This is a genomic window from Mycolicibacterium vinylchloridicum (assembly GCF_013404075.1).
Taxonomy (GTDB): domain Bacteria; phylum Actinomycetota; class Actinomycetes; order Mycobacteriales; family Mycobacteriaceae; genus Mycobacterium; species Mycobacterium vinylchloridicum.
The window spans coordinates 130,471-151,202 of record NZ_JACBJQ010000007.1 but is presented as its reverse complement, the minus strand read 5'-3'; the positions used below and the strand labels follow the sequence as shown (position 1 = coordinate 151,202).

Below are 20,732 nucleotides of genomic sequence, written 5' to 3'. Positions count from 1 at the left end.
TCGTGACGTTCGGCCTGCAGGATTTGGCGGTACCCATTCTCGGTGCACCAATGGCAGGCGGTCCGAGTACACCGGCCCTGGCGGCAGCGGTGTCCAATGCCGGTGGTCTGGGCTTCGTGGCGGCAGGCTATCTGAGCGCCGACGCATTCGCCGAGATCATCACCGCTGCGCGCGCGCTCACGACGGCCGCGATCGGCGTGAACATCTTTGTGCCGCAACCGTCTGCCGCCACGCCCGATGCGCTGGAGCGCTACCGCGACCTGCTGGTCCCGCTGGCCGAACACTATGGCGCCGAGGTCGCGGCAGCCAAGCCCGACGACGACGGGTGGCAGGCCAAACTCGACGTGGTCGCCGACCTTGCGCCCGAGGTGGCCTCGTTCACGTTCGGGTGCCCGGCCGCGGAAATCCTTGGCCGCCTGCGTGACCGCGGTGTGCTGACCGCGGTGACCGTGACAAGCCTGGCTGAGGCAGGTGTGGCGGTGGCCGCGGGCGCGGACGCTCTGGTGGTGCAAGGCCCGGAGGCGGGCGGTCATCGTGGCACGTTCGACCCGGTCGCTTCCCTCGGCGATGATCCACTGGACGCGCTGCTGGCCGCGATCACCGCGGCCCACGACGTGCCGGTGATCGCAGCGGGGGGCCTGGCGGGTGCGGCCGATGTGAAGCGGGTACTGGACTCTGGAGCCGCCGCGGCGCAGGCCGGTACCGCCTTCCTGCTGGCCGACGAGGCCGGGACCAACGGTGCCCACCGCGCCGCGCTGACCGATGAACATTTCACCGAAACCGTGGTGACGCGGGCATTTTCGGGACGCTATGCGCGCGGATTGGCCAACGACTTCACCCGGCGCTATGACGATGTGGCTCCGCTGGGCTATCCGGAGGTCAACCAGATGACCGGCCCCCTGCGCCGGGCGGCGGTCGCGGCAGGGGATCCGCACGGCACCAATCTGTGGGCAGGCACGTCGTGGCGGCGCACCCGCGGGGGCAGCGCCGCCGATATCGTCGCGGCATTGGCCGGGGAGGTTCGATGAACCTCTCGCGTCGTCGCTTACTCGTCGTCGGTGCGGCGCTGACCGTCCTCAGTGCATGTGGTGACAAGACCGCACCGGCGCGCCCGACACTGAGTGACCCGGCTGAACCGTTGCCGCCGATCGAGCAGCGGATCGGGGCGCTGGAGAAGCGGCACAACGCATTTGTCGGTCTGTACGCCCAGAACCTCGATTCGAAGCTGACGGTGGCGCACCGCGACGGTGATCCGTTCGCGATGTGCTCGACGTTCAAGGCCTATCTCGCGGCCCGGGTGCTGCAGAAGGCTCAGGCAGGGGAGCTACAGCTCACCAACACCGCGCTGGTCGATCCGGAGCTGCTGAGGGCGAATTCCCCGCGCACCGAGCCGAATGTCGGTAAACAGATGGCACTTTCGGATCTGTGCGCGGCAGCACTGCAGGTCAGTGACAACACCGCGGCCAACGTGTTGTTGCGGGTGATCGGGGGTCCGCCGGCGATCACCGCGTTCGCCCGCTCGATCGGCGACGACCGCAGCCGGCTGGATCGCTGGGAGACCGAACTGAATTCGGCGCTGCCGGGCGATCCCCGGGACACCAGCACCCCGCGGGCACTGGGCGGCGGCATCGTGGCGGTGCTCACCGGTGACGTGCTCGACGCGCCGCATCGTAAGCAGCTCGAAGACTGGATGCGCGCCAACACCACCTCCAGCATGCGAGCGGGTCTGCCGCCGGGCTGGACCACCGCGGACAAGACCGGATCCGGTGACTATGCCAGCACCAACGACGTCGGAATCGCGTTCGGGCCCAATGGCGAACGCTTCCTGCTGGCGATCATGACACGCACGCTATCGGACGATGCGAACGCGCCTGCGCTGCGCGACCTCGTCGCGGAGGTGGCGACGTTGATCCTGCCCACGCTGCGTGGCCAGGGGTAGACGCACCGGATGCAGGCGAGCGATGCGTGCCCCTGCGGGTCCGGTGAGCCGTTTGGTCGCTGTTGTCTGGCGCTGCACCGGGGTGAGCGTCAGGCTTCGACCGCCGAACAGCTGATGCGGTCGCGGTACAGCGCCTACGCCGTCGGCGACCTCGACTACGTCTGGCAGACCTGGCATCCGCGTACCCGCCCGGCCGTCGTCACGTCGGATAGCGGGCTGCAGTGGACCGGCTTGGAGATCCTCGACACCGTCGACGGCCGGAGCGAGGACCAGACCGGGGAGGTCGAATTCCGGGCGCACTACCGGGACGGGCGCGGGAATGGGACGCTGCACGAGCGGTCCCGGTTCGCCGTACGGGCCCGGCGCTGGTTCTACGTCGATGGGGATCTCTTCGACTGACCATCGGCCGCGATGAGTTTTGAGCCCGCCGCGTGTCAGTACTGAGGACCGTGTGAAAAGTCAGCCGAAAGGATGCATCGTGCCTGAATACGCCGCCCCCGTCGGGGCGCCCATCTGGTTCGACTTGATGAGCAGTGATCCCGCGCGGGCCGCGCAGTTCTATGGCGAGATCTTCGGCTGGGAGCTGGAGGGGCCGGCGAATCCCGAGTTCGGCGGCTACCAGAACTTCACCCGCAACGGAAAACGGGTCGCCGGGCTGCTCCCGGTGATGGACGAGGCCGGCCCGGCGAATATCTGGTCGGTGTACCTGCACACCACTGACGGCGACGCCACGGTCGCAGCTGCGCAGGCCGCGGGCGCGACGGTGATGGTGCCGCCGATGCCCGTCGGTGACCTGGGCTCGATGATGGTGGTCGTCGACCCGGCCGGTGCCGTCACCGGATTCTGGCAACCCGGCACGCATCCCGGCTTCACCGAGTGGGGTGAACACGGCACGCCCTATTGGTTCGAATGCCAGAGCAAGGACTACGACGCATCGCTGGCGTTCTACCGGACCATTCTCGACACCCGCATCGAGGAGATCGGAACCGGCGGCGACCCGAATGCCATCGGGCCCGACCGCTACGGGCAGGTCTTCGCCGGCGAGAGCGCCTATTCGGGAATCATGGACGCCGCCAAGCTGTTTCCCGCCGAGGTCCCGTCGTTCTGGCAGGTGTACATCACCGTCGACGACGTGACCGCGACGGTGAAGAAGGCCGAGGCCCTCGGTGCGGAGATCATGATGCCCGGCGAGGACACCCCGTGGGGCACCCTGGCGGTGTTGCGCGACCCACTGGGAGCGCTGATCTGCCTGGGACATCCACCGGCGGAGATGGCCTGAAACCAACGAACCGGGACGCTCGATGAGCTATCCCGGTCCGCTGTTAGCAGGTGAGCCGTTGGCTCACAAAGGTTTTCAGGCCAGCAAGCCGGCCGGATCCGTGTAGGGCAGTTCGAGGTCGTGGGCGACCTCGTGGTTGAGCAGGTGGCCCTGATGGGTCGACAGGCCCTTGGCCAGCGCCGGGTCGGACAGGCACGCGTCCTGCCAGCCCTTGTCGGCAAGCTTGATCACGTAGGGCATCGTGGCGTTGGTCAGTGCGTAGGTCGATGTGCGCGGCACGGCGCCGGGCATGTTCGCGACGCAGTAGAAGACCGCATCGTGCACGCGGAACGTCGGATCGTCGTGCGTGGTGGGCTTGGAATCTTCGAAGCAGCCACCCTGGTCGATGGCGATGTCGACCAGGACCGCGCCCGGCTTCATCTGTGCCACAGTCGCATTGGTCACCAGCTTGGGTGCCTTGGCGCCCGGCACCAGAACCGCGCCGATCACCAGGTCCGCCTGCTTGACCGCGTCCTCGAGATCGAGCCGCGAGGAGTAGCGCGTCTCGATGGCGCCGCCGTACTCGGCGTCGATCTTGCGCAGGATGTTGACGTTGAGGTCGAACACGGTGACGTGCGCGCCCATACCCCAGGCGACGGCGGCGGCGTTGTCACCGGCCATCCCGCCGCCGATCACGACGACTTTGGCCGGGGCGACACCGGGGACGCCGCCCATGAGCACTCCGCGGCCGCCCTGGGTGCGCATCAGGTGATAGGCACCGACCTGAGCGGACAGCCGGCCGGCGACCTCACTCATCGGGGCCAGCAGCGGCAGCGCGCCATCGGCGGTCTGGACGGTCTCGTAGGCGATCGACGTGGTGCCCGACGCGAGCAGAGCGTCGGTGCACGGCCGGGACGCGGCCAGATGCAGGTAGGTGAACAGGGTCTGGCCCTTGCGCATCCGCGAGTACTCGGGCTCGATGGGCTCCTTGACCTTCAGCAGCAGATCGGCCTCGGCCCACACCTGATCGGCGCTGTTGATGATCTGCGCGCCGGCGGCCTTGAAATCGGCGTCGTGGATCGCTGATCCCTCGCCGGCGCCGGCCTGCACGAGCACCTCGTGTTTACGGCGGACCAGCTCGGACACGCCGGCCGGGGTGATGGCGACGCGGTACTCGTTGTTCTTGATCTCGGTCGGGATGCCGACACGCATGATCGCTCCTAGTTCGGGAATTGGCTTGTAAGAATTGTGAAGAACTATCGATGAGATGGCAATCAGGACGACAAAGATTCACTAAACTTGCGCTATGACTGAAGGATCGACGAAAATTGGTGGCCGTTCGACGGGTGCGCCGAAGGATGTTCGGAGCGCAGACCTCGACGACGTCGACCGGCGGATTCTGGCGGCATTGCACGCCGATGCGCGCATCTCGAACAGCGCGCTGGCCGACTCCGTCGGCATCGCCCCGTCGACCTGTCATGGGCGGGTGCGGCGACTGCAGGACCTCGGTGTGATCCGCGGTTTCTACACCGATATCGACCCGTCCGCGATCGGGCTCTCCCTACAGGCGATGATCTCGGTGAGCCTGCAATCGAATGCCCGCGGCAAGATCGGCACCTTCATCGAGCAGATCCGGCGCAAGCCGCAGGTGATGGACGTCTACTTCCTGGCCGGCGCCGACGACTTCATCATTCACGTCGCCGCCCGCGACACTGACGACCTGCGCTCGTTCGTCGTCGAGAATCTCAACGCCGACGCCGACGTGGCCGGCACGCAGACGTCGCTGATCTTCGAGCACCTGCGGGGCGCCGCGCCGCTCTAGGCGGCGCCTGCATCGTCGGCTGGCGGGTCGGAGTCGTTGTCCAGTAGGCGTTCTGGGTGGTGGTAGTCGTTGACGCCGCCTCTGAGCATGGGGAGCCCGGGTGGTGGGATCCATTCGGTTTGCCCATTGGGGAGTTGGCGGGTGGCCCAGCCGCCGGTTTCGACGAGTTGGTTATCCGGTGGGCAGGCCAGCGTCAGATCTTCGATATCGGTGTTGCCGCCGTATTTCCAGTCCTTGGCGGCGTGATGGACGCCGCTGTGATAGCCGGGGGCGTCACATCCGGGTCGGGTGCAGCCACGATCCTTGCCGTGCAGCATGATTCGCTGATCGGCTGACGCGATCCGTTTGGTGCGGCCCAACCACAGGGCGCGTCCGTTCACCCCGTCGAACAGGGCCAGGTAGTGGAAGGCATGGGCGGCCATGCGGATCAGGTCCGGGATCGGCAGCAGTGTGCCGCCTGCGGTCACGGCGTGCCCGGCCTTGTTCTGGAGGTCCTGCACGGTGGCGGTCGCAATGACCGTGACGGGTAAGCCGTTGTGCTGACCGAACTTCGGATCCCCGAGCTGGCCGCGCACCAGGGCTTTGAGCGCATCGTGCTGACGCTGCCCATAGCTACGCAGATCACGCTCGACGGCTTCATCGGTCGGGGTGAGGGTCGGATTCTCCGGATTGCACATCCCCGGAGCGGCGAACTTCGCGAACCAGGCATCCAACTCGGCACGCAGTTCCGGGTCGGCGATCAACCGCCCGACACTCATCCCGTCCACCTGCTGGCCACCAATCCACACGAACCCCCGCTTGCGCGCCCGATCCTCATCAGAGAACGTGCCGTCAGGATTCAGATGCAACGCCAACCGGTGGGCGACCCGCTCCAACTGATCCGGGCGCAGCACCGCCGCCTTCTCAGCCAGCGAGTGTTCGGCCTTGTCCACCTCGGCCGGCGGCACGTGATCGGGCAGGTCCCGGAAGAACTTCTGGATCACCCGCAGATGTTCACCGTCGAGTTGCCCCGAGTGCCACGCTTCCGATGTTTCGGGCAACACCGGCGCCAACGGCTCACCCGTCAATGTGGTCCGCGGCGTCAGCTGCGCGGCATCACGCATCCTTCGCTTGGCCTCGCGCGGGCTGACCCGCAACACATCCGCCAACGCAATTCCGACCGGCGGGCACCCTTCGAACCGCTCCAACTTGGCCACCCCGGCATGCGCCACCGCGACCTGACGACGCCGGGCGGTCTCCAACCGCTCCAACACCGCAAACCGCTCCGCCGGGGGCACCGTCTCCAGATCGACCGCAGCGATGGACGCGACGACATCGTCGAGCGCATCCAACAATCCATCGATCGAACTCATGTATCGAACAATAGTTCGAAGCACCGACAAGTTTTGGTCGGCGTCACCGAGCCGAGGAGGCCGTCGAACCTTTCGCCTTTCGCTGGCTGGTCGATGGGGTCGCGTGCCGATCGCCGGCGCGCTTGGGTGAGCCTATGGATTTCGTTGCGGCGGTCTTCTGAGCTTGCTTGACGGCAGTCGACGACGACGGCGGGGTCGGATCCGGGATATCCACGGGCCGGTGGTAGCCCTTCTCGACGATCGGGCGCAGCGCGTTGTCCAGTGCGGGGGCGAACGGCCCGGCCCATGCGACCAGCGGCAGCGTCTTCGTGGGCGCCCAGACATAGGTGACGTTGCCCGGCTGGCCGTTCACCTCGGGTGTGAAGCGGACGTTGTTCGGATCGTCGAGATCGACCTGCCGGTAGTCGGTGTGGATCGAGAACATCCCGACGACGGCGTTGGCGACCGCGAGCAGATTGCGGGGATCGTCGGGCCAGTCAGCCCACCCGTCGTACTGCCGAATGACCTCGGTGCCCTGGTACGCGGTGTCGGGCGGTAGCCACGGATCGGTGGCGGACTCGGTCTTGCCCCGCCGGCCCCCGTACGAGTTCTCGGGGTTGCCGATCGATATCCACGTCAGCCGCGACGGATCCGGGGCATTGGCGGGGTCGGCGGCAAACCGGCGCAGATCGGAGTACACGACCTGACCGCCCTGGCTGTGCCCGAACAGCACGATTTGCTCGTCGTCGGGCAGGGCATCGATCGCCTGCACGACCTTCTCCGCACCCTGATCGGTGTAGGCGCCGCCGGGAAATGCGAAGTAGTCGACGGGCTGACAGTGGTTGGGCGACTTGCACGGATCGCCCTGCAACTGCGTTGGCGTGAAATGCCAGATGTGCTGCAACCCGACCAGGCCGCCCTCGAGTGTCAGCACGGTTGCGGCATTGCTGATCGGTGCCGTCGCGATGAGTGCGGCACTCATCATCGCGGCCAAACCGGCTTGTTTGATCATCCCCGACCTCCCCTCAGCAAATGGTAGGACCTGCCGACGTGCTGTGAGGGGTGTTTGCTGCATTGGCCTGCCTGTGGCCCGACTAGGCTGCATCCATGCGAGTTGCGGTCCTGGGAGCCCGAGGCAAAGTCGGAACCACCATGTGCGAGGCGGTGCGGGCGGCCGACGACCTGACGCTCAGTGCCGAAGTCGACGCCGGTGACGCGCTGTCGTTGTTGACCGACAGCGACACAGAGGTGGTGATCGACTTCACCCACCCCGATGTGGTGATGGACAACCTGAAGTTCCTCATCGACAAAGGAATTCACGCCGTCGTCGGCACCACCGGATTCACCGACGAGCGGCTGGACACCGTTCGCTCCTGGTTGGCCGCCAAACCCGAGTCGGCCGTTCTCATCGCCCCCAACTTTGCAATCGGTGCGGTGCTGTCAATGCATTTCGCGCAGAAGGCCGCACCATACTTCGAGTCGGTGGAAGTCATCGAGCTGCATCATCCGCACAAGGCTGACGCCCCGTCGGGTACCGCGACGCGCACCGCCAAGTTGATTGCCGAGGCACGGAAGGACCTGCCGCCCAATCCCGATGCCACCAGTACCGGGCTCGAGGGCGCGCGCGGTGCGGACGTTGACGGCATTCCCGTCCACTCCATTCGGCTGACCGGGCTGGTCGCCCATCAGGAAGTGCTGTTCGGCACTCTCGGCGAGACGCTGACCATCCGGCACGACAGCCTCGATCGCACCTCGTTCGTTCCCGGCGTCCTGCTCGCCGTCCGCCAGGTTGCGACCCGGCCCGGGCTCACCATCGGAATCGAACCGCTGCTCGACCTGTGAACCGTGCGCTGCGCATCCAGCTGCTGATCGGCCTCATGTGTGCGGCCCTGGTGGTCTATTTCGTTGTGCTGGGGCGCACCGGGATCACGTTGATCGGCTCGGGCACGCCGGTCGCCATCGCGCTCGGCATCGGGGTGCTGATCCTGCCGGTCGTCGGGGCGTGGGCGATGGTCGCGACACTGCGGGCCGGCTTTGCTCATCAGCGGCTGGCGCGCCTGGCCGTCGAGGACGGCATGGAGCTCGACGTGAGCGGTCTGCCGCGGACTCCGGGCGGCCGGATCGACCGCGATGCCGCCGATGCCCTGTTCGACACCGTGCGATCCGAGCTGGAAGCCGACCCGGACAACTGGCAGCGGTGGTACCGGCTGGCCCGTGCCTACGACTATGCCGGCGACCGCGGACGAGCGCGGGAAACGATGCGCAAAGCCGTTGCCATGCAAGCGAAATCGCGGCACTAAAGGGGGCTGATGTCGCCGTACGTTGCGGTAGTCCAATGGGGGCTGGTATCACCCTGATACAGCCAACGTGCGGTGATGTACCAGTTGGCCGGCCCGTACGGACCACCCTGGACGACGATCGGGGAACCCATGTCGGCCAGCCCGCTGACATAGCTGACGTCCTCGACGTGGACATCGGTTCCGGCGATGTCCTGCGTCGGATTGCCACCGCCGAGCTCGACCGCCCAGAACGATGAACCGACGTGGTCGTCGGTGGTGACCACGATGTTCGCGATGTCGATATCGTCGACCTGCAGAAGGCGAACGCCGTAGCCCGCGCCGTCGCCGCGCCCGGGCAGATAGGCGGTGAGGGTGTCGAACGAGGCATCTTTGACCCGGTAGAGCTCGATACCCGCGCCGTCCGCATAGGACGACGTCACGTCGCCGAATGTCACCCCGGCGATGTCTTGAATCAGGATCCGCCCCGCGCCTTCGAGTGCAAGGTCGTCGACAGTGAGATTCGACGACGGCAGCTCATCGACGGAAAGTTCGCTCCGAATCTGGCTCGCACCAAGTAGATAGATGCTCGCATCGTGGTCGGAGACGAGCTTCACATCGTCGATCGTGGAGTCCTGAAGCGAGGCGAGCAACATGCCGCCGTTGCCGCCGCCTGACGGAGTGCCGTTCGATTCCGCGTAGATGTCGCGCAAGGTGACCCCGGCGAACCTGCTCGTCCCGGTGGCAGGTGTTTCCACGGCGATCGACCAGTTGTCGGAGTTGGTGATCGTCACATCGCTGATGTCCACGCCGGAGAAGTCCCACCACATCGGATCTTCGGTGCCGTCGACGTTGTGCGTGCCGAGCACAATGCCGGTGCCGGTGTCGTCGATCGTGACGTCGGAGATCGAGATGTCGCGCGAGGCCAGGCTGGTCCAGTCGCCGGGGCCGGTGGAGATGGACGAATTGACCTGTATACCAAAGTCTTTACCGGTTACGGTGACGTGGTTGATGGCGATGTCATAGCTGCCCTGGACCCGTATGCCGCTGGCGTTGCCGCCGGTCACCGTGATGTTCGTCGCCGTTGAGTCACTGTTGTTCCACTCGCCGAGACCGGATTCGTTGAACGGCCCGTCGGTAGGGCCGTACGTCCATGGCTGTGTCGGGTCGTAGTAGGTGACGAAGGCCAGACCGTCGTCACCGGTGTTCTCGGCGTAGAGCCCGTCCACGGTGACCCGGCGGTCGGCGTTGAAGTGCAGCCCGTCGGCGAGGGAGCCGATCACTGTCAGATTGGTGACGGTCACGTCGGAGGCGCCCATCACCACGACGCCGGCTTGCGGTGAATTCACCACGCGCGCATTGACGATCGAAATGTCTGCGACTTCACCGGTCGAGCCGCTCCAGCCAACCGGAGGAGGGGAATCGGACGGCCAGCCCAGCACAGAGATGCCGTCACCGAAGCTTCGGGCCGACGGGCGGGTGGTCCATTCGATGGTGGGGTTCAGGATCGTCACGCCGGATGCCGCGCCCACGACGCGGATGCCGTAACTGGTGCCGAGGCCATTGGCATCGAGGTTGTCCATCAGCAGACGCGCGCCTGGCGCGAACTCCACCGTGACGTCCGACAGACCATTGAGGAGGATCGCGGCGTTGCCTGCGGGATTCTGCTGAGCGAACCGGTAGTCGCCCTCGGGGAAGTAGAGGCGCTCGCCGGACGTCAGTGCCGACTCCGCTGCCTTGATCGCCGCCGAGTCGTCGGTGACGCCGTCGCCCACCGCTCCGTAGTCCTTGACGTTGATGGTGGTGGTCGTCGAGCTCAACTCCGGTTGTATTGAGGTTGCCGACGTCGAGGTCGACGCGTTGAGGGTACGGCGGGCCCACTCCAGGACGAACGACATCAGCGGCGGTGGCGGCGGCAGGTGCGGCGGGCTGGGGATCCCGAACACCTTGAGAATCGAGCCGAGAATGCCCGCAGGCGTTGCCACCATCGCAGCATGTGGCTTGTCGGCAACGTTCGATGCCGCCAGCAAGGTCGCACCCGCGTCGAGTGGAGAGGCCTCCGGTATCGCGGCTGACGCCGGTGTGGCTCCGCTGACGCCGATACGGTGAACCGGCTCCGCCGAGGGTGTATCGGACGCACGTTCCTCGTGCCCCGGGCTGGTCTTCGCGCGGGAAGAGCCACCCGTCGACGGCCGGGCGGGGCGCACTCGAGTCGGGGCGGCGTGGCCAGTCGAGGGTGCTCTGGCGGCCGACGGTCCTGAGGAGGCCGAACCGCCGGAGCCTCCGGAACCTGTTGAGTCAGCGAAAGATAACCCGGGTGCCCAGAGGATTGCTGAACCGATTCCCAGTGCGATTGCCAGAGCGCCGACCCGGCCTACCGGGCTCGAATTGCTCGATGCACTCATAGCTTGGCCCCCGCTCGGTCGCTCGGGCATCGCTAGGCATGGTTTAGCACGGGACAGGCAGGTGCGCCTGGCTCTGCCGATTTTGCCAGGATCGGTGCTGGCACATCGGCATCACGAACGCCGATGCCCGGCGTGGACGTAGTCAACCCGCTAGCTTTAGGGAGCACTTAACGCGCGTCCCGGATCGGCGGAGGGTCGGATGACGCTCATTGTGGTGTGCCTGACGTGCGGCACCGAGCTCTTGGAGAGCGCACGGTTTTGTCACAGCTGTGGCTCACCGGTCGGCGACGCCGGTGCCCGGCCTGAGTACAAACAGGTCACTGTCGTATTCGCCGATGTGGTCCGCTCGATGGACATCGCCGCGGCGGTGGGTGCGGAACGCCTGCGCGAGATCATGGCCGAACTGGCCGACAGGTGCGCTGGGGTGGTGAGGCGATTCGGGGGCACGGTCGGCAGTTTCACCGGCGATGGAATCATGGCGGTGTTCGGCGCGCCGGTAGCTTTTGAGGATCATGCTGTTCGTGCCTGTCTGGCCGCGTTGGCGATCCAGGAGGCGGCGCGGCCGCTCGCCATAGACGTTCGACGCCAGGACGGTATCGATCTCAAGCTACGGATCGGGCTGAACTCTGGTGAAGTGATTGCCGGTGAGATGGGTTCAGGCTCTTTCGGTTACACCGCAGTCGGCGAGCAGGTCGGCCTGGCTCAGCGCATGGAGTCGATCGCGCCGCCGGGAGGGGTGATGCTCAGTGAGTCGACCGCCAGCCTCGTTCAGCACAATTTCGTGTTAGGCACAAAGGAATTCGTCCGCGTCAAGGGCTTCGTGGACCCAGTGCCCGTCTATCAGTTGTTGTCAGCCTCTGCTGAACGCCGAGTGGGTCGTCGGCATTCTCGCCTCGTGGGCCGCGGGACGGAGACGGCGAGAATCTCGGCAATCCTGGATAAGGCGCTCGATGGGTCCGGGTCGGTGGTTACCGTGTCGGGGCCGCCTGGTATCGGCAAGACGCGGTTGGTTCGCGAATCCGTCGCCGCGGCGACGGGTCGGGGTTTTGAGATCTTTTCCACCTACTGCGAATCGCACACCCGGGAGATTTCGTTCCAGGTGGTCTCGCGACTGTTACGCGCAATGTTCGGAATCGGCAGCCTCCCAACAGGGGCCGCCCGGATGCGGGTGCGCGCAGCCGCTCCCCGTGCCGATGCCGAGGACCTGTTGTTGCTCGACGAGCTGCTGGGCATCCGCGATACCGAAATGGCGCTGCCTGACATCGGCCCGGACGCCTGGCGGCGCCGGCTCATCGAACTCATCAACACCGTTTCGCTGGCTCGGTCGAACCCCGCCGTATATGTCATCGAAGACGCGCATTGGATAGACAGTGTCAGCGAGTCGATTCTCGCCGATTTCGCTGCCGCTTTCCCAAGAATGCGGGCAACGATGTTGATCACCTATCGCTCCGAGTACCAGGGGGCCCTGACGGATCTCGCTGGAACCGAGGCTATCGTCCTTGCACCGCTTAGCGATTCGTACATCGGTGAGTTGCTGGACGAGTTGCTCGGTGTGGATTCGTCGGTGGGCAGGCTGTCTACCGTGGTCGCTTCCCGCGTGGCGGGCATCCCGTTCTGCGCCGAGGAGATCGTGCGCGATCTGGCTGAACGCGGTGAGATCGAGGGCGAGCCAGGCGCCTACAAATGTCTCGGACAAGTAGACGACGTGCATGTACCACCCACATTGCAGGCCGCCATCGGTGACCGGATCGACCGGCTCACTCCCTCGGCGAAGCGGACGTTGAACGCCGCAGCGGTCATTGGTGCTCGATTTCGCGCCGGGCTGTTGGAGCGATTGCTCGAGCGACCAGACCTGACGCCACTCATTGAAGCCGAGCTCGTCGACCAGCTCACGTACGGAGCCGACGCCGAATACGCCTTCCACCATCCACTCACACAGAAGGTGGCGTACGAATCGCAGCTCAAGGCCGCGCGCTCGGACTTGCACCGGCGGGTAGCGGCGATGATGCAGCAGACCAGTGCTGCAGCCACCAGTGAGGGTGCGGCCATGATCGCGACTCAACTCGAGTCCGCGGGTGAGCTGTCCGATGCCTATGAATGGTTCATGCGCGCCGCGACCGGGTATGGCCAGCGCGACATCCGGGCGGCACGAGCAAGTTGGAAACAAGCCGTACGCGTTGCCGACCAAATCCCCGGCGATGACGCCAAGTGTTTGGCAATGCGGATCTCGCCGCGGGCTCTGCTGTGCGGCAGCGCCTTTCGGGTGGGTGGTGTTCCGGAGACCACTGGCTTCGAGGAGTTGCGCGACATCACGGCCGCAGCAGGCGACAAGAAGTCGCTGGCAGTGGGCATGGCGGGTCACCTCAACACGTTGACGTTCAATTCGCGCCACCGCGAAGCCGTACAGACGGCATCCGAGTTCGCGGCACTCGTCGAGTCGATAGGAGAGCCCGAGATGTCCGTCGGCCTCCTTTATGGTGCGGCGCAGGCTCATTTCGAAGCCGGTGAGGTGATCGAAAGCCTGCGGTTGACACAGCGCATCATCGACCTCGCGGACGGTGACCCCGTCAGGGGGAACTTCGTCATCGGATCTCCGCTTGCCTGGGCCATCACCTTGGGAGGTGCATCGGCGATGTGCTTGGGCCGCCCGGGATGGCGAGCTGACATCGGGCGGGGCATTGCGATGGCGCGATCGTATGACGCCCCAACCCGAGTTCTCGCCCAGATCTACAAATTCGCGGGGGCGACGCCAAACCGCGCCATAGTGCCCGACGCGGAAGATATCTCGGCGACCTCGGAATCGCTGGAGATCGCCCAACAGTCCGGGGACAACACCGCCGTCGCCTTTGCATATCTGATCAAAGCGATGGCATTGCTGCACAGTCCCGACGCCAACCGAGCGGCGGGCGTCGACGCATTGACCGCAGCACGCGAGATGATCGTCGGCGAGAAACTCACTCTGACATTGCAGAGGCTGACCGATATCGAGTTCGCTCGGGCAAAACTCGGGTCCGGCGAACTCGACGGCGCCATCGCACTGGCACGCCAGGTCGTGGACGACGAGTTCCGTACCGGCGAGATGCTCTATCGTGGCCCTGCCACCGAGGTGCTTGGCGAGGCTTTACTCTGTCGCGGCACACCATCCGACGTCGACGAAGCCCAGAAAGCGGTGCGCGCGCTGGCTGCCGTGCCGACCGACCCCGGGTTTGTCCTGCACGAACTACCGCTCCTGCGGTTACGGGCGCTGCTTGCCAGGAATGCTGGAGATGAGTTGGGCTACCGGCAATTCTCAAACCGCTTCCGGGAGAAGGCGCTCAGAGCGGACTTCGAGGGATACCTGGCGCAGGCCGATGCGATGGGCTGACGGACCAGTACGGTATGCCCGGGCGATGCGTTCGTCCGACAGAGGGTGTTGGCTTGATCCGTTGAACCACGGGACGGAGGTTCGCTTGTGGCGCGCCTACTGATCGTGCACCACACGCCGTCGCCGCACTGCCAGGAGATGTTCGAGGCGGTGCTCGCCGGGGCTACTGATCCAGAGATCGAGGGGGTCGAGGTGGTGCGCAGGCCGGCGCTGACGGTCTCGGCGGCCGAGATGCTCGAAGCCGACGGCTACCTACTGGGCAGCCCGGCCAACCTCGGCTACATCAGCGGGGCGCTCAAGCACGCCTTCGACCAGTCGTACTACCAGCTGCTGGACTCCACCCGCGGCCGGCCGTTCGGCGTCTACCTGCACGGCAACGAGGGCACCGAGGGAGCGCAGCGTGCCATCGACGGCATCACCGCCGGACTGGGTTGGGTGAAGGCAGTCGAAACCGTCGTCGTCATGGGCAAGCCGGCCAAGTCCGACGTCGAGGCGTGCTGGAACCTCGGTGCGACGGTAGCGGCAACGCTGATGGGGCAGTGACCCGATCTGACGCGCTTCCTGGACCGCTGGGCCGGTCGGTACCGTCTGTGCCATGGGAATCGCTGATATCGCGCTGGGGGCAGCCCCGATCGCCGGTGGCGCGCTGCTGGGTGTCGCCGCGGGCAATCTGAGGGGCCCTGATGTTCGGGGCGCGATCAAGGACGATATCGAGCTGCTCGACAAGATCCCGGAAGAGAACGTCGAACTGCGCGCGGCGCTACGCAAAAGCATCGACGACCGCATCGCCGACCTCATCACCGCCACCGAGAAGAGTCGCGAACTGCGCGAGATCGCCGCGTCCTACAAGGGCAATTGGCGCGACATCGTGGTCTTCGTGTGCGCGGTCCTGTTCACCATCGTCTGGTGGAACGTCCCGCATAGCCGCAGCAACTGGCTGGTGATGTTCATCTTCCTGATCGTGTTGTCGGGCGTCGTCGCGATCTACGCATCGCGCGGCGTCATCCGCGGGTTGAGCAGCATCCGCCACCGGCACGACCATGCTCCCTAAGACGACAGGCTCGCTCCGAAGACGTCCTTCATCGCGTCCCAGTGCCGCTGCGCGGCGGCCTCGTCATACGGTGGGTTGTCCGGCACCGCGAAACCGTGAGCGGCTTGGTACCACTCGATGGTGTGCTCGACGCCGGCATCGGTCAGCGCCTTGTCCAGGGTTTCGGCGTCGGCGGTCGTGAACGATGCATCGTCCTGTGCGCCGCCGACGTAGACCGTGGCGCCGATCCGGTCGGCCAGCAGATGCGGACTCGCCGGATCGCCGGAAGCCAGCCCGCCACCGTGGAACGACATCGCAGCCGCGACCCGCTCCGGCACCCGACCCGCGACGATCAACGAGGTGCGGCCGCCCATGCAGTAGCCGGTGGTGCCGAACTTCTCGCCGCTGACCTCGGGCCGGGCCGCCAGGTAGTCGAAGTACGCGCGAGCGTCGGCCGCCATCGCGTCGGGAGTGACACTGCCGATCATCGAGAACAGCCGCTGCCGTTCGGCCCCGTCGCTGAACACGGTCGCCATGTCGAACGGCGCCCAGTCGCCGCTGCGGTAGTACACATCGGGCACCAGCACCACATATCCCAGGCCCGCCAGCCGGTCCGCCATGTCGACGAACGTCGCACGGGTACCGCCCGCGTCGGGATACATGATCACCGCGGGCCACGGACCTTGCCCCTCGGGGACGGCAAGGGTGACCGGACAGGTGCCATCGGCGGTGGTGACGGTGTCAGAGATGGTCGGCATGGCTTCGTTTGTACTCTCCACCACCGGACGTAAGCTGAGCGGCGTGCCGATCGCCACACCGTACGAGGATCTGCTGCGACTTGTGCTCGAGCAGGGCACACCGAAATCCGATCGCACCGGTACCGGCACCCGCAGCCTGTTCGGCCACCAGCTGCGCTACGACCTGTCGGCCGGCTTTCCGCTGATCACCACCAAGAAGGTGCACCTGAAGTCGATCGTCTACGAGCTGCTGTGGTTCCTGCGCGGCGACTCCAACGTCGCCTGGCTGCAGGAGCACGGGGTCAGTATCTGGGACGAATGGGCTTCTCCCACCGGCGATCTCGGGCCGGTCTACGGCGTGCAGTGGCGGTCATGGCCGACGCCGTCGGGTGAGCACGTCGACCAGATCAGCGCCGCGCTGCACCTGCTGCGCACCGACCCCGACAGCCGCCGGATCATCGTCTCGGCGTGGAACGTCGGGGAAATCCCGCAGATGGCACTCGCGCCGTGCCATGCGCTGTTCCAGTTCTACGTGGCCGACGGGCGGCTCAGCTGTCAGCTCTACCAGCGCAGCGCCGACCTCTTCCTGGGTGTGCCGTTCAACATCGCCAGCTACGCGCTGCTGACCCACATGATGGCCGCGCAGGCCGGGCTAGAGGTGGGGGAGTTCGTCTGGACCGGAGGGGACTGCCACATCTACGACAACCACGTCGAGCAGGTGACCGAGCAGCTCAGCCGCGACCCGCGTCCGTACCCGGAACTTGTACTGGCTCAGCGTGATTCGATCTTCGACTACACGTTCGAAGATGTCGAGATCCGCAATTATGATCCGCACCCGGCGATCAAGGCGCCGGTCGCCGTATGAGTGTGGGTTTGATCTGGGCGCAGTCGACCTCAGGTGTCATCGGCCGCGATGGCGGCATCCCGTGGCGCCTGCCCGAGGACCTGGCGCGCTTCAAGGACCTCACGATGGGGCACACCGTCGTGATGGGTCGGCGCACCTGGGAGTCGCTGCCGGCGTCGGTGCGGCCACTGCCGGGCCGAAAAAATGTCGTACTCACCCGGCAAGCTGACTACATGGCTGATGGAGCGACTGTGGTGACCGGGCTCGACGGGGTGAAAGACGAGAACGCGTGGGTGATCGGCGGGGCGGAGGTCTATCACCTCGCCCTTCCGTTGGCGACGCACTGTGAGGTGACAGAGGTGGAGATCGACCTGCGCCTGCAGGATGACGACGCCCTGGCGCCGGTTCTGGACGAATCGTGGGTCGGCAAGTCTGGCCCCTGGCAAGACAGTCGTTCGGGGCTGCGCTATCGGTTCCACCGCTACTTGCGGGCATGACCCGGCTGTCCGCCGCTCAGGCCCGCCGCATCGCCGTTTCGGCACAGGGCCTGGCCGACCCCAAGCCCCGCGGACCCGTCACCCGCGCGCACCTGCGCCGGCTGATCAACCGCATTCAGGTGCTGCAGCTCGATTCGGTGTCAGTGGCGGTGCGCGCCCACTACGCGCCGGTGTTCAGCCGGCTGGGTCCCTACGACCGTGACGTGCTCGATGGCGCGGCATGGAGCCACAGCGCCCGCGCGCCGCGCCTTCTCGTCGAATACTGGGCGCACGAGGCTGCGCTGATGGCGGTCGAGGACTGGCCGCTGATGCGTTGGCGGATGCGGGAATACACCCACGGCCGGTGGGGCACCGAGATCGTCAAGAAGAACCCGGCGCTGGCCGAGAACATCCTCGCCGCCGTCGCCGAACTCGGCCCCAGCACCGCGGGCCAGATCGAGGCGCACATGGAGTCCGAACCGCGTGGGCGCAAGGGGCCATGGTGGGACCGCAGCGACACCAAGTGGGTGGCCGAGGCGCTGTGGGCGTCGGGAGCGCTGACCACCGCCACCCGGGTCGGGTTCGCCCGGCACTACGACCTCAGCGAGCGGGTGCTGCCGCCCGAGGTCTTCGCGCGCGACGTGGATGACGTCGAGGCGGTGCGGGAGCTGGTGCTCCGCGCTGCCGGCGCGCTCGGGGTGGGGACCGAACCTGATCTGCGCGACTACTTCCGGCTGAATCCGAAGCAGAGCAAGCCCGCGGTTGCCGCATTGGTCGCAGACGGTGAGCTGGAAGAGGTCGAGGTCGACGGCTGGCCGGCACCGGCGTACCTGCGCGCGGGGCAGAGCGTGCCCCGGCTGGACCGCGGCACCGCCCTGCTGTGCCCGTTCGATCCGCTGATCTTCTTCCGTCCGCGGGTCGAGCGGCTGTTCGAATTCCATTACCGCATAGAGATTTACACGCCCGCACCCAAACGTCAGTTCGGTTACTACGTGTGGCCGTTCCTGCTCGACGGCCGGCTGGTCGGCCGAGTCGACCTCAAGGCCGAGCGGACCAGCGATCGGTTGAACGTGGTCGGGGCGTTCGCCGAGCCCGGCCACGACCCGGCCGTCATCGCTCCGAGGCTGGCCGCCGAACTGCAGAGCATGGCGTCCTGGCTGGGGTTGGGTGACGTCACGGTCGGCCGGCGCGGGGAGGTTGCGCCGGCTCTGCGGCAAGCCTTGCGCTGACCTGTCGCGCGCACCGAACACCGTTGTCGCGCAGGATGATCAGACCGACCTACGCGAAGTTGCTATCGCATCTCGCCGACATCACTACCATCGGTGGCTAGCACGATCACGGTAGGGGGCTCGCGGACAAGTGCACGGTATCGGCCTTTGGTGGCGACAGCCCGATCACTACGACTGGCTGACGTCCTACCTGAAGGCACGCCATCTGCTGTTGTTCATGCGCTGGCTGATGTTCTCCGTCTTACTGATCGTCGCTGCCGCCATTGCGCTTACCCTGGCGAGTCCATCCGGGCCGCAGACCTCGACGCAGCGGACGGTCACCTACCTGGCCAGCGCAACGCTCGCCGCGATCGCTGTGGCCTACGGCCGTCGTTGGCCGACTCGCATTCAGTCGCAGGTGTTTTCGGTCGTCGGTAATGCGTGTATCGCCGCGGGCGTTCTGGTCGAATCCGACCCTCGTACCGCCATGCTCGGTTCGGTCGCCTTCGTGGGTCTGGCCGGTTACGTCGCCTTCTGCCACACCGCCCCGCTGCTGGTTCTGACACTCGGCACCGGGGTGGCAACCGCCGCGGTCGGCGCCGCACGCATGGCGATGGCCGGTGACGTCCCGATGGCCCTGTCCAGCGTGCTGATTCTGTGCGGGGGGATACTGGCGGTGCCGTTCTGTGGCCAGGTGCTTGTCCATTGGTTGTCGATCGACGCGCTGAGATCGTCCACCGACACACTGACCGGCTTGCCGAACCGCCGTGGCTTCTTCCGGTCAGCACAGGCCCTGTTGCGGCACGCCGACTACCGTTCTCAGCCCTCCTTCACGGTTGTCATGATCGACCTGGACGGCTTCAAGAGGCTCAACGACACCTTGGGCCACCCGACCGGCGACATGGTTCTGGTCGCCGTCGCCGACAGCCTCAGGAACGTCGGCGGAGGCAATACCGCCATCGCTCGGGTCGGTGGCGAAGAATTCCTCTTCGCGCAGCTGGCCAGTCTCGAGGAAGCCCGGCAGAACACCGACGAGCTGCGCAAGGCCATCGCCGCCCTCCCGTGGGGCGTGACCGCCAGCCTGGGATTGGCGTCGATCATGATGCGCGCGCCCGCGCTGACACCGCTCGAGCTCGTCGAATGTCTGATCGCCCAGGCCGACACCGCCATGTACGCGGCCAAACGCGGCGGCGGAAACCAGGTTCGCTATGCCGGGGACCTGACGGGTGATGGGTCTGGGGCGCATTAAGGTGAGCCCGTGGCCGAGATCGCGCCGCTGCGCGTGCAGCTCATCGCCAAGACCGAGTTCATGGCGCCCGCCGACGTGCCCTGGACCACCGACGCCGATGGCGGCGAGGCGCTGCTCGAGTTCGCCGGCCGCGCCTGCTACCAGAGCTGGTCCAAGCCGAATCCCCGGACGGCCACCAACGCGTCCTACCTCAAACACATCATCGACGTGGGCCACTTCTCGGTGCTCGAGCACGCCTCGGTGTCGTTCTACATCACCGGCATCTCCCGGTCCTGCACGCACGAGCTGATCCGGCACCGGCACTTCTCCTATTCGCAGCTGTCCCAGCGGTACGTGCCCGAGAACGACGCCCAAGTGGTCGTGCCGCCCGGGCTGGAGGACGATCCGGAGTTGCAGCAGATCCTGCTCGCCGCCGCCGACGCCAGCCGCGCCGCCTACCTGGAACTGCTGACCCGGCTGGAAACAAAATTTGCCGACCAGCCGGCGGGGCCTGATCAGCCGGCTACGCCGAGCATGCTGCGGCGCAAGCAGGCGCGTCAGGCGGCACGCGCGGTGCTGCCCAACGACACCGAGACGCGCATCGTGGTGAGCGGCAACTACCGGGCCTGGCGGCATTTCATCGCCATGCGGGCCAGCGAGCACGCCGACGTGGAGATTCGCCGGCTGGCGATCGCCTGCCTGCGTCAGCTGGCTGCCACCGCGCCCGCCGTCTTCGCCGACTTCGAGATCAGCGAACTTGCTGACGGCACGGAGGTTGCGACCTCACCGCTGGCTACGGAGGCGTGACCCGGAG

At 66.3% G+C, this 20,732-nt stretch carries 20 protein-coding genes; 15 read left to right on the top strand and 5 right to left on the bottom strand.

All coding sequences use genetic code 11. From position 1 onward, the window contains the following. Window positions 1-2 precede the first annotated feature (2 nt). From HPC46_RS08840 to HPC46_RS08825, 4 genes are all read left to right on the top strand, one after another. The gene (locus HPC46_RS08840; protein ID WP_179468843.1) at window positions 3-1,028 is read left to right on the top strand and encodes a nitronate monooxygenase; all 1,026 of its coding nucleotides are present in this window, start codon (window positions 3-5) and stop codon (window positions 1,026-1,028) included. After that, entirely contained in the window at window positions 1,025-1,939 is a 915-nt protein-coding gene (gene bla / locus HPC46_RS08835; protein ID WP_179468841.1) for a class A beta-lactamase, read from the top strand. The genes HPC46_RS08840 and bla overlap by 4 nt, the downstream gene beginning before the upstream one ends. 9 nt (window positions 1,940-1,948) lie before the next feature. Next, window positions 1,949-2,338 (top strand): YchJ family protein, encoded by a 390-nt coding sequence (locus tag HPC46_RS08830; RefSeq protein ID WP_179468839.1) that lies wholly within the window; start codon window positions 1,949-1,951, stop codon window positions 2,336-2,338. A gap of 79 nt (window positions 2,339-2,417) precedes the next feature. Beyond that, on the top strand, window positions 2,418-3,218 hold the full coding sequence (locus HPC46_RS08825; protein WP_179468837.1) for a VOC family protein: 801 nt from the start codon (window positions 2,418-2,420) through the stop codon (window positions 3,216-3,218). 75 nt (window positions 3,219-3,293) lie between these two features. Here the strand turns inward: HPC46_RS08825 and ald are convergent, their stop codons facing one another. Continuing rightward, complete coding sequence (gene ald / locus HPC46_RS08820; RefSeq protein ID WP_179468835.1) at window positions 3,294-4,409, bottom strand: alanine dehydrogenase; 1,116 nt, start codon at window positions 4,407-4,409, stop codon at window positions 3,294-3,296. Between the two features lie 94 nt (window positions 4,410-4,503). On the opposite strand from ald, the gene aldR reads away from it, so the two are divergent. After that, on the top strand, window positions 4,504-5,019 hold the full coding sequence (aldR, locus tag HPC46_RS08815) for an HTH-type transcriptional regulator AldR (RefSeq protein WP_179468833.1): 516 nt from the start codon (window positions 4,504-4,506) through the stop codon (window positions 5,017-5,019). Here the strand turns inward: aldR and HPC46_RS08810 are convergent. Together HPC46_RS08810 and HPC46_RS08805 are read right to left on the bottom strand one after the other, a co-directional pair. Then, on the bottom strand, window positions 5,016-6,371 hold the full coding sequence (locus HPC46_RS08810; RefSeq protein ID WP_179468831.1) for an HNH endonuclease signature motif containing protein: 1,356 nt from the start codon (window positions 6,369-6,371) through the stop codon (window positions 5,016-5,018). The genes aldR and HPC46_RS08810 overlap by 4 nt on opposite strands. Window positions 6,372-6,414: 43 nt before the next feature. Beyond that, the gene (locus HPC46_RS08805) at window positions 6,415-7,362 is read right to left on the bottom strand and encodes a PE-PPE domain-containing protein (protein WP_179468829.1); all 948 of its coding nucleotides are present in this window, start codon (window positions 7,360-7,362) and stop codon (window positions 6,415-6,417) included. A 95-nt stretch (window positions 7,363-7,457) separates the two neighbouring features. Between HPC46_RS08805 and dapB the strand changes: the two genes are divergently transcribed. Then, the gene (gene dapB / locus HPC46_RS08800) at window positions 7,458-8,192 is read left to right on the top strand and encodes a 4-hydroxy-tetrahydrodipicolinate reductase (protein ID WP_179468827.1); all 735 of its coding nucleotides are present in this window, start codon (window positions 7,458-7,460) and stop codon (window positions 8,190-8,192) included. Between the two features lie 35 nt (window positions 8,193-8,227). Beyond that, on the top strand, window positions 8,228-8,650 hold the full coding sequence (locus HPC46_RS08795) for a tetratricopeptide repeat protein (protein ID WP_179468915.1): 423 nt from the start codon (window positions 8,228-8,230) through the stop codon (window positions 8,648-8,650). Here HPC46_RS08795 and HPC46_RS08790 read toward each other — a convergent pair. After that, entirely contained in the window at window positions 8,647-10,614 is a 1,968-nt protein-coding gene (locus HPC46_RS08790) for a glycosyl hydrolase family 28-related protein (protein WP_233716324.1), read from the bottom strand. The genes HPC46_RS08795 and HPC46_RS08790 overlap by 4 nt on opposite strands. A gap of 616 nt (window positions 10,615-11,230) precedes the next feature. Between HPC46_RS08790 and HPC46_RS08785 the strand changes: the two genes are divergently transcribed. The 3 genes from HPC46_RS08785 to HPC46_RS08775 all read left to right on the top strand — a co-directional run bounded on the left by HPC46_RS08785 (window position 11,231) and on the right by HPC46_RS08775 (window position 15,446). Continuing rightward, window positions 11,231-14,395, top strand: coding sequence for an adenylate/guanylate cyclase domain-containing protein (locus HPC46_RS08785; RefSeq protein WP_179468823.1), 3,165 nt, complete (start codon window positions 11,231-11,233; stop codon window positions 14,393-14,395). A 138-nt stretch (window positions 14,396-14,533) separates the two neighbouring features. Next, the gene (locus tag HPC46_RS08780) at window positions 14,534-14,938 is read left to right on the top strand and encodes a flavodoxin family protein (protein WP_179468913.1); all 405 of its coding nucleotides are present in this window, start codon (window positions 14,534-14,536) and stop codon (window positions 14,936-14,938) included. Window positions 14,939-14,990: 52 nt separating this feature from the next. After that, a complete protein-coding gene (locus HPC46_RS08775; RefSeq protein ID WP_179468821.1) occupies window positions 14,991-15,446 on the top strand; it encodes a hypothetical protein in 456 nt (151 codons plus the stop codon). On the opposite strand, the gene HPC46_RS08770 is transcribed toward HPC46_RS08775, so the two are convergent. Beyond that, window positions 15,443-16,183, bottom strand: coding sequence for a dienelactone hydrolase family protein (locus HPC46_RS08770; protein ID WP_179468819.1), 741 nt, complete (start codon window positions 16,181-16,183; stop codon window positions 15,443-15,445). The genes HPC46_RS08775 and HPC46_RS08770 overlap by 4 nt on opposite strands. Window positions 16,184-16,226: 43 nt before the next feature. Here HPC46_RS08770 and HPC46_RS08765 point away from each other — a divergent pair, with 43 nt between their 5' ends. From HPC46_RS08765 to thyX, 5 genes are all read left to right on the top strand, one after another. Then, a complete protein-coding gene (locus HPC46_RS08765) occupies window positions 16,227-17,027 on the top strand; it encodes a thymidylate synthase (protein WP_179468911.1) in 801 nt (266 codons plus the stop codon). Beyond that, window positions 17,024-17,503 carry a dihydrofolate reductase gene (locus HPC46_RS08760; RefSeq protein ID WP_179468817.1) on the top strand — a complete coding sequence of 160 codons (480 nt, stop codon included), beginning with the start codon at window positions 17,024-17,026 and terminating at the stop codon, window positions 17,501-17,503. Before HPC46_RS08765 ends, HPC46_RS08760 begins: the two co-directional genes overlap by 4 nt. Further along, on the top strand, window positions 17,500-18,711 hold the full coding sequence (locus HPC46_RS08755) for a winged helix-turn-helix domain-containing protein (protein ID WP_179468815.1): 1,212 nt from the start codon (window positions 17,500-17,502) through the stop codon (window positions 18,709-18,711). The genes HPC46_RS08760 and HPC46_RS08755 overlap by 4 nt, the downstream gene beginning before the upstream one ends. A 130-nt stretch (window positions 18,712-18,841) precedes the next feature. Continuing rightward, complete coding sequence (locus HPC46_RS35740) at window positions 18,842-19,939, top strand: GGDEF domain-containing protein (protein ID WP_179468813.1); 1,098 nt, start codon at window positions 18,842-18,844, stop codon at window positions 19,937-19,939. A 9-nt stretch (window positions 19,940-19,948) separates the two neighbouring features. Continuing rightward, window positions 19,949-20,725 carry an FAD-dependent thymidylate synthase gene (thyX, locus tag HPC46_RS08745; protein WP_179468811.1) on the top strand — a complete coding sequence of 259 codons (777 nt, stop codon included), beginning with the start codon at window positions 19,949-19,951 and terminating at the stop codon, window positions 20,723-20,725. Window positions 20,726-20,732 lie beyond the last annotated feature (7 nt).

Coding starts and splice junctions, on each gene's coding strand:
- bla (WP_179468841.1), top strand. CDS start 1,025: ATGAACCTCTCGCGTCGTCGCTTACTCGTCGTCGGTGCGGCGCTGACC.
- HPC46_RS08830 (WP_179468839.1), top strand. CDS start 1,949: ATGCAGGCGAGCGATGCGTGCCCCTGCGGGTCCGGTGAGCCGTTTGGT.
- ald (WP_179468835.1), bottom strand. CDS start 4,409: ATGCGTGTCGGCATCCCGACCGAGATCAAGAACAACGAGTACCGCGTC.
- aldR (WP_179468833.1), top strand. CDS start 4,504: ATGACTGAAGGATCGACGAAAATTGGTGGCCGTTCGACGGGTGCGCCG.
- HPC46_RS08810 (WP_179468831.1), bottom strand. CDS start 6,371: ATGAGTTCGATCGATGGATTGTTGGATGCGCTCGACGATGTCGTCGCG.
- HPC46_RS08805 (WP_179468829.1), bottom strand. CDS start 7,362: ATGATCAAACAAGCCGGTTTGGCCGCGATGATGAGTGCCGCACTCATC.
- dapB (WP_179468827.1), top strand. CDS start 7,458: ATGCGAGTTGCGGTCCTGGGAGCCCGAGGCAAAGTCGGAACCACCATG.
- HPC46_RS08795 (WP_179468915.1), top strand. CDS start 8,228: ATGTGTGCGGCCCTGGTGGTCTATTTCGTTGTGCTGGGGCGCACCGGG.
- HPC46_RS08790 (WP_233716324.1), bottom strand. CDS start 10,614: ATGGTGGCAACGCCTGCGGGCATTCTCGGCTCGATTCTCAAGGTGTTC.
- HPC46_RS08785 (WP_179468823.1), top strand. CDS start 11,231: ATGACGCTCATTGTGGTGTGCCTGACGTGCGGCACCGAGCTCTTGGAG.
- HPC46_RS08780 (WP_179468913.1), top strand. CDS start 14,534: ATGTTCGAGGCGGTGCTCGCCGGGGCTACTGATCCAGAGATCGAGGGG.
- HPC46_RS08775 (WP_179468821.1), top strand. CDS start 14,991: ATGGGAATCGCTGATATCGCGCTGGGGGCAGCCCCGATCGCCGGTGGC.
- HPC46_RS08770 (WP_179468819.1), bottom strand. CDS start 16,183: ATGCCGACCATCTCTGACACCGTCACCACCGCCGATGGCACCTGTCCG.
- HPC46_RS08760 (WP_179468817.1), top strand. CDS start 17,024: ATGAGTGTGGGTTTGATCTGGGCGCAGTCGACCTCAGGTGTCATCGGC.
- HPC46_RS08755 (WP_179468815.1), top strand. CDS start 17,500: ATGACCCGGCTGTCCGCCGCTCAGGCCCGCCGCATCGCCGTTTCGGCA.